Annotated in this window: 9 protein-coding genes; 7 read left to right on the top strand and 2 right to left on the bottom strand. The window is 73.8% G+C overall.

What is annotated here, in order from left to right; all coding sequences use genetic code 11:
• Positions 1–83: 83 nt before the first annotated feature.
• Positions 84–989, top strand: a complete 906-nt coding sequence (locus J7I94_RS35765) for a Gfo/Idh/MocA family protein (protein WP_215174198.1) — start codon at positions 84–86, stop codon at positions 987–989.
• On the opposite strand, the gene lnt is transcribed toward J7I94_RS35765, so the two are convergent.
• The gene (gene lnt / locus J7I94_RS35760; protein WP_215174196.1) at positions 913–2,499 is read right to left on the bottom strand and encodes an apolipoprotein N-acyltransferase; all 1,587 of its coding nucleotides are present in this window, start codon (positions 2,497–2,499) and stop codon (positions 913–915) included. The two genes, J7I94_RS35765 and lnt, sit on opposite strands and share 77 nt — an antisense overlap.
• 152 nt (positions 2,500–2,651) lie before the next feature.
• On the opposite strand from lnt, the gene J7I94_RS35755 reads away from it, so the two are divergent.
• Positions 2,652–3,392, top strand: coding sequence for an SDR family NAD(P)-dependent oxidoreductase (locus tag J7I94_RS35755; RefSeq protein WP_215174194.1), 741 nt, complete (start codon positions 2,652–2,654; stop codon positions 3,390–3,392).
• A gap of 75 nt (positions 3,393–3,467) precedes the next feature.
• Here the strand turns inward: J7I94_RS35755 and J7I94_RS35750 are convergent, their stop codons facing one another.
• A complete protein-coding gene (locus J7I94_RS35750) occupies positions 3,468–3,647 on the bottom strand; it encodes a hypothetical protein (protein ID WP_215174192.1) in 180 nt (59 codons plus the stop codon).
• Between the two features lie 73 nt (positions 3,648–3,720).
• On the opposite strand from J7I94_RS35750, the gene J7I94_RS35745 reads away from it, so the two are divergent.
• The 5 genes from J7I94_RS35745 to J7I94_RS35725 all read left to right on the top strand — a co-directional run bounded on the left by J7I94_RS35745 (position 3,721) and on the right by J7I94_RS35725 (position 7,348).
• The gene (locus tag J7I94_RS35745) at positions 3,721–3,885 is read left to right on the top strand and encodes a hypothetical protein (protein WP_215174190.1); all 165 of its coding nucleotides are present in this window, start codon (positions 3,721–3,723) and stop codon (positions 3,883–3,885) included.
• An 83-nt stretch (positions 3,886–3,968) separates the two neighbouring features.
• The gene (locus J7I94_RS35740) at positions 3,969–4,610 is read left to right on the top strand and encodes an HAD family hydrolase (RefSeq protein ID WP_215174188.1); all 642 of its coding nucleotides are present in this window, start codon (positions 3,969–3,971) and stop codon (positions 4,608–4,610) included.
• A 97-nt stretch (positions 4,611–4,707) separates the two neighbouring features.
• Complete coding sequence (locus J7I94_RS35735) at positions 4,708–5,889, top strand: helix-turn-helix domain-containing protein (RefSeq protein ID WP_215174186.1); 1,182 nt, start codon at positions 4,708–4,710, stop codon at positions 5,887–5,889.
• Between the two features lie 276 nt (positions 5,890–6,165).
• Positions 6,166–6,522 carry a hypothetical protein gene (locus tag J7I94_RS35730; protein ID WP_215174184.1) on the top strand — a complete coding sequence of 119 codons (357 nt, stop codon included), beginning with the start codon at positions 6,166–6,168 and terminating at the stop codon, positions 6,520–6,522.
• A 178-nt stretch (positions 6,523–6,700) separates the two neighbouring features.
• Entirely contained in the window at positions 6,701–7,348 is a 648-nt protein-coding gene (locus J7I94_RS35725; RefSeq protein WP_215174182.1) for a hypothetical protein, read from the top strand.
• Positions 7,349–7,604 lie beyond the last annotated feature (256 nt).

Here is a 7,604-nt window from a genome sequence, read left to right as displayed (position 1 = left end):
CGCCGCCCCCGTATGCTGCCGAGCGCACCCGGGTCGGCGACCACGGGGCGACCACCAGAAGAACCCTCTTGAGGAGAACGCCCGTGAAGGTCGGCTGCATCGGACTCGGTGACATCGCGCGCAAGGCGTACCTCCCCGTGCTCGCCTTCCAGCCCGGCATCGAACCGCACCTGCACACCCGGACGCCGGCGACCCTCACCCGCGTCGCCGACGGACTGCGTGTTCCGCCGGCCCAGCGCCACGCCGACCTCGACGCGCTGCTCGCCCAGGACCTCGACGCCGCGTTCGTGCACGCCCCGACCGAGGTCCACCCCGAGATCGTGACCCGGCTCCTCCGGGCCGGCGTCCCGACCTACGTCGACAAGCCCCTCGCCTACGAACTGGCCGACTCCGAGCGGCTGGTGACCCTCGCCGAGGAACGGAACACCAGTCTCGCCGTCGGCTTCAACCGGCGCCACGCCCCCGGCTACACCCAGTGCGCCGAGCACCCCCGCGAGCTGATCCTCCTGCAGAAGAACCGTATAGGGCTGCCGGAGGAGCCGCGCACGATGATCCTCGACGACTTCATCCACGTCGTCGACACCCTGCGCTTCCTCGTCCCGGGCGAGGTCGACGACATCACCGTGCGGGCCCGCGTCCGGGACGGCCTGCTCCACCACGTCGTGCTGCAGCTCGCCGGCGACGGCTTCACCGCGCTCGGCGTCATGAACCGGCTCAGCGGCTCCGCCGAGGAGATCCTCGAAGTCTCCGGACAGGACACCAAGCGCCAGGTGGTCAACCTCGCCGAGGTGATCGACCACAAGGGCCAGCCAACGGTGCGGCGGCGCGGCGACTGGGTGCCGGTCGCCCGGCAGCGCGGCATCGAGCAGGCGGTGCTCGCCTTCCTCGACGCGGTCCGCGCGGGCAAGGTGCTCAGCGCCCGGGACGCGCTGCTGACCCATGAGCTGTGCGAGCGGGTGGTACGCGAGGTCCAGGAGCGCTCCGCCTGAACCGCAGCGTCCGTACGCCCTCGACGGCACCCCAGACGACGAGGACGGCGAGCGCGGCGTACGGCGGCCAGTCGCCGAAGCGGACGTAGGGCGTGGTGCCGTGCGCGAGCGGCACGTCGTAGACCAGGGCGCCGCTCGTGTCGGTGCCGAGCCGCGGCCCGGTCCGCGCGCCGCTCGCGTCGTACACGGCGGAGACCCCGGTGAGGGTGGCGTGCACCATCGGGCGCCCGGTCTCGGCGGCGCGCAGCGCGGCCAGCGACGCGTGCTGCGCGGGCGCCCAGCTCTGCTGGAACGTCGACGTCGACGACTGGGCGAGCAGCACCCCGGCACCGTCCTCGGCGAGATGCCGGCTCATGTCCGGGAACGCGCTCTCGAAGCAGACCATCGGGCCGACCCGCAGGCCGTCCCCGGCCTCCATCACGACCTGCGCCGTGCCCCGCCTGCGGTCCTCGCCCGCCGCCTCGCCGACGGAGGTGGCCCAGCCGAGCAGCGAGCGGGCCGGGACGTACTCGCCGAACGGGACGAGCCGCATCTTGTCGTAGCGCGTGCCGGTCGGTCCGTCCGGGCCGACCAGCACGGAACTCTTGAAGATGCCGGGCCGGTCCGAACGCCGAGCGTCCACGTTGACCAGGACGTCGGCACCGGTCTGCCTGGAGAGCGCCGCGAGCCGCCGGGCCAGGTCGGGCCGCTCGCCCAGGTCGAAGCCGACGCTGCTCTCGCCCCACACCACCAGGTCGACGTCCTGCCCGGCCAGGCGGCGGGTCAGCTCCTCCTCGCGGTCGAAGCGGCGGGCGGGGCTGCCGGTGCCGGCCACCACCCCGGCCTGCACGACGCCGATCCGCACCCGGCCGTCGGCGCCCGACGAGGAGGCGGGCGGCGGCGACCACACCCAGGCGGCGGAGCCGGCGGCGGCCGTGGCGAGGAGCCCGGCCACGGCGGTCACCCGGGCCCGCCGCACGGCGACCAGCACGACGACGGCGGCGTTGACGGCCACGATCAGGAAGCTGACCAGCCACACCCCGCCGACCGAGGCCAGCCGCAGCGCCGGCGCGACCTGCCACTGGCTCGCGCCGAGCACGCCCCACGGCCCGCCGAGGCCCTGCCAGGAACGGACCAGCTCGATCGCCAGCCACCCCGACGGCACCACCACGAGCGCCGCCGCCACCCGGCCCGGTCCGGGTGTCCCGCCCAGCAGCCGGCGCACGAGCCGTCCCCACGGGGCCCACAGCGCGCCGAGCAGCGCGGCGATGACGAAGGTGAACACGTGCAGGTTCGGCAGCAGCCAGTGGTGCATCGCCAGCATGAACCCGAACCCGCCGCACCAGCCGTCGTACGCCGCCCGCCGCCCGGTCGGCGCCGCGCGCACCAGCAGCAGCCAGGGGACCAGCGCGAACCAGGCCCACCACCACAGCGACGGCGCGGGGAAGGCGAGGACCGGCAGGGCGCCCGCGAGCGCCGCGACGAGGGAGCGGCGCCAGGGGGCGGTGAGCCAGTGGCCGAGGGTCTTCATGGGCGCCTCCCTACCCCGCGGTGTCTCCAGTGTGCGCCGTCGCGGTGAACCGGTCAGCGGGAGACTCGTTCAGTTGATCACACCGGGGCCGCGACCGCTGTCCGTCAGTAGGATGATCGATGATCGATCAAATCTCTCGGTAGGAGGTACTCGTGGCGCGTCCCATCACGGTGGTCACCGGCGGCAGCCGGGGCATCGGCGCGGCGACCTGTCTGCGGCTGGCGGCGGACGGGCACGACGTGGCCGTGGGCTACGTCCGTGACCCGGCCGCCGCCGAGGCGGTGGCGGACGGGGTGCGGGAGGCCGGCGGGCGGGCCGTCACCGTGCGGGCGGACACCTCGGAGGAGGCGGACGTCGAACGGCTCTTCGCCGAGGCCGAGACGCGGCTCGGACCGGTGACGGGACTGGTCAACAACGCGGCGGTGACCGGCCCCCTGGGCCGCCTCGCCGACAGCGACACCGCCGATCTGCGCCGGGTCCTCGACGTCAACCTGCTGGGCACCCTGCTGTGCGCGCGGCGCGCGGCGCAGCTGATGTCCGCCCGGGGCGGCGGCGCGATCGTGAACGTCTCCTCCGGCGCCGCGACCCTCGGCAGCCCGGGGGAGTACGTGCACTACGCGGCGAGCAAGGCCGGCGTCGACGCCCTGACGATGGGCCTGTCCAAGGAGCTGGGCCCGGAGGGCATCCGTGTCAACGCGGTCGCGCCCGGCCTCGTCGACACCGACATGCACGCCGCGATGGGCGCCCCGGACCGGGTCCGGCAGATGGCCCCGGGCATCCCGCTGCGCCGGGCCGGGCGGACGGAGGAGATCGCCGCGGCCATCGCCTGGCTGCTGTCGCCGGACGCCTCGTACACGACGGGCGCGGTGCTGCGGGTGGCGGGCGGACGCTGAGCCGTTCCATCAGGGGACCGGCCGTATGCGCCGACGGTGGCGGTGCATACGGCCGGGAAGGCATCGGCCCCGCCCTCACGCCGCCTCGATCACCTCACCGCGCATCGCCGCCGCCCACTCCACCACCAGCAGCTCGTACTCCTCGCGCTCCTGGGCCGACAGCGACCCGCCCGCGCGCTGCCACAGGGCGCGGATCCGCTCGTTCAACTCGGCGGCGGAGCACACGGAATCGAGGATCGGGGCATCGGGGAACATGCCGACAAGCCTAGGGGCAAGCACTGACAGTCCGCTACCGGACGGCTACGGAGGCCGATGGACGGCGGTCCTGGTGGGCCGGCTCGCCCGCGTCCGGGCGCGGGTCGACAAGACACTCGACGACCACGAGAGGCGGCTCGACACGCTGGAGCGGTCGCGGTGGCCGCTGTCGTCGGCGGCGGTCCTCGTCGCGGCCGGAGGGCTCGGCGTCGTCCTGCGGCAGGCAACGGGGCACTGACTCCGACAGCCATACGGCCCTTGCCGTCTGCCCCGTGCGGGCGGGCGCCGGGCCGTTCCGTCGTGCCTGGGTACGCTGCCCGCATGATTCGCGCAGTGATCTTCGACGTCGGCGAAACCCTCACCCGCGACGACCGCTACTGGGCCACCTGGGCCGACTGGCTCGACATCCCCCGGCACACCGTCTCCGCCCTCGTCGGCGCCGTCGTCGCCCGCGGCCAGGACAACGCTGACGCGCTCCGACTGGTCCGCCCCGGCATCGACATCCCCGCCGAGTACGCCGCCCGCGAGGCCGCCGGCCGCGGCGAGCAGCTCGACGACAGCGACCTGTACGACGACGTCCGCCCCGCTCTCGCCGCCCTGCGCGCCCTCGACGTTCGGGTGGTCATCGCCGGGAACCAGACCACCCGCGCGGGTGAGCTACTGCGCAGCCTCGATTTGCCGGCCGACGTCGTGGCGACGTCTGGGGAGTGGGGCGTGGCCAAGCCCCAGCCGGAGTTCTTCCAGCGGGCGGTCGAGGCAGGCCAGGCTGCGCCAGGCGAGACGCTATATGTCGGTGATCATCCCGCCAACGACGTGATGCCTGCGGCGGCTGCCGGGCTGCGCACCGCTCACCTGCGGCGCGGACCGTGGGGACATCTGTGGGCTGATGACCCGGACGTCGCGGCGACCGCGGACTGGCGGATCGACAGCCTGACCGAACTGGCCGCGCTCATCCGCCCGTGACGGCCCCGTCTCGGCGCGGACCGGACGGGGCCGTTCGTATCCCCACGCAGTGCGCGCGCGGCTACGGTTCGGAGCGGACGTACCGAACGGAGCCCGTATGCCCAGCCCCACCCCGCGCGAGGTAGGCCAGCGCATCGCCACCATCCGCCGCACCCGAAGGATGACGCAGGAGCAACTCGCCCGCGCCGCCTTCGTCGCCCGCGTGACGATCAAGAAGATCGAGCGGGGCGAACGCTCACCCAGCGACGACACCCTCGACGCCATCGCCGCCGCCCTGTCCGTCGACCCCAGCAACATCGTCACCGGATCGACGCGCACCGACTCCCGTGTCCACGCCGCCCTCCCCGCGATCTCCGCAGCGATCGCCGCCTACGACATCCCAGCCGACGTCCGGCCCCGGCCGCTGGCCGACCTCGACGCGGACGCCACCGTCCTTGCACAGTGGCGGCTCGGAGCCCAGTACGCACGCATCGCCGAACGCGCCTCCGGGCTCCTGGCCGATGCCCTCGACGCGCTGCACCAGGCGGCCGGCGCCGACCGCCTGCACGCCGCGCACATCCTCGCCACGGTGACAAGGTCCGCCGACGCCGCGGCCTTCAAGTTCGGCGCCCACGACCTGTCGGCCAGGCTGGTCGACCTGATGCGGTGGGCCGCCGACCAGACCGAGGACCCCATCGCCCGGGCCACCGCCGCCTACGTGCGCACAGAGACCTTCTTCGCCGCCCGCGCACACGCGCAGGGCTTGACTGCGCTGGAGCAGGCCCTCGACGCCAGCCCCGCCCCGCTCGGCCGCGAGGCGACGGCCGTACGGGGCGCCCTGCACATGCGGGCCGCGGTCATCGCTGGACGCGCCGCCCGGGCCGACGCCGCCGCCCTGCATCTGGCCGCAGCCCGCCATCTTGGCGATGCTCTGCCGGAGGACGCCTACGTGGGCACCCAGTTCGGGCCCGACTCCGTCCGCGCGCACGAGGTGTCCGTAGCCGTGAGCCTAGGTCAAGACCACTTGCAGCGAGCGTTCGACGTGGCGGAGGAGTGGGAGCCGCCTGAGCACATGCCGGCCGAGCGGCAGTCGGGTTTCTGGATCGAGCTGGCCCGCGCGCAGGTATGGGCCGGGCGGCCGGACGACGCATTCGAGTCGCTGAAGGTGGCCCGCTCCATCGCGCCGCAACACACCCGGGAACACCCGTGGGCTCGGGAGGCCGCAGCCACGGTCCGCCGGTTGAAGCGTGCGGACGCCGAGTCACTGACGAGCTTCGCGGAGTGGATCGGCGCCGTCTGAGAGGGGATACAGGCTGTATCCCTTGCGCCCCTTGCAGCAGCCCATGATCTGACTGTCCACAACAGACAGGCAGATGGGAGCCGCAATGAGCCAGCGCACGAGGCACTTACTCGTCGTTAACGGGCCGGTCAGCTTCGCGCGCCTGCACGGCCGGGCCTGCTGGTACTGCGGCGCCGTCTCCCGGAGCCTCCGCGTGGCCGGCCGGGTACAGCGCGCGGTCGGCGCCCGTGTGTGGACCATCATGTCCTGCGGCTGCCGCACCACGGCGGGTGTCCGATGACCGGGTCCGCCCGCACCGTTGCCGGGCAGTGGGACGCTGTTCGCGTACCGCGGCAGCTCGGGCTGGCCGCGCTCGGCATCCTCGGCGCCCGGGCCGGGGCGGTCGTCGACGACCCGTCACGCGCGTCGCTCATCTTCTTCGTTCCCGCCGGAACCGCAGCAGCGTGGGACGTCGAGAACACCGAGGCGCTGGCGGACGCCGTGTCCGTGCCGCTGCCGCCCATCCGTCGCACCGCCGGACCAGGCCCACACTGGCGGACGCGCCCCGGAACAAGCGGATGGCTCACCGACCCGCGCGCCCTGGCCGACGCCATCGACGCGGCGTTCGGGTCTCCGGTCGGGAGGATCACATGACGGCGCCCACCGAGCGAACCCCCGCACAGCAGGCGCTCGTCCATCTCGCCGACCACTGCATGGCGTGCTCCGTCTGCTGGCCGGACGACCACCGCCCAGCGTCCGAACGGGACCCGTGCGAGACAGCCGAGCAACTGGAGCTGGTTCACCGCCGGCTGCTCCGAGGGGAGGCACGTTCGTGATGACCACGCACCGCTGGGGCAGCGTGCCCGTCCCCTACATCACCCCGTGGAGCGCCGAGGCCGTCACCAGCGCACCCCTCACCATCCGCCACGGCCGCCTCGCCTACGAACACGAGGGCCCTTACGACCGGCACGACGGCGTGCTCTGGGTACGCGTGGCCTACGCCCAAGGCGCTGGCCGCCCGTACTTCCCAGGGGTGCACGCGTGGCGTCAGCGGCAGGCCGTCATGCACGACCTCTGCCAGATCTGCGCCGAGCCCGCCCACCTCGGCGGACGGTTCCTGTTCCTCCTCGCCGCCCGCGACGGACGGCCGATCCAGGAGGGCGAGACGACGGCGGTCCCCCCGATCCACCCCGAATGCGCCCGCCAAGCTGTCCGCCACTGCCCGCACCTCCGCACAGGCTGGGCCGCCGCCCTCGTCACAGGCACTCCGGCGTGGGGCGTGGCCGGCATCCGGTACGCGCCCGGCTCCCTGGTGGCGCTGCCCGGTCCGGACCCGAAGTACCCGGAGGAGCTGGCGCGCGTCGCCTACACCGACGACGCCGGCCTCCGCTGGGTCCTCGCGGCCCGGGAGGTCATCGAGCTGCTCGACGTCGAGCCGGTGACCGACCTGGACGCTATCGGGCGGGCGGGCGTCGGATGAGGTCGCCGGGGCCGACGTCCATGGCGTCGCGAGGCGGGCCGGGGCGTCGACGTACGGATGGCATGGTTGGCTTCCCGGTGGAATCTCCGTCCTGGCCCCGACCCATGGCCGGTCGGCCAAGAAGGGCCCTGCCGTCACGGCGGGGCCCTTCGTTGCGTTTCGGCGAGCGCGAATTTCCGGGAGTTCCCGACAGGCCACCGCTACCGGAAACCTCGATCGAACCCGCACTCAGTGAGCCGGCTCGCCCGCGTCCGGG

The organism is Streptomyces sp. ISL-12 (genome assembly GCF_018614415.1).
GTDB lineage: Bacteria > Actinomycetota > Actinomycetes > Streptomycetales > Streptomycetaceae > Streptomyces.
Note: the sequence above shows the minus strand (reverse complement) of the source record. Positions and strands in the feature narration are given on the sequence as shown.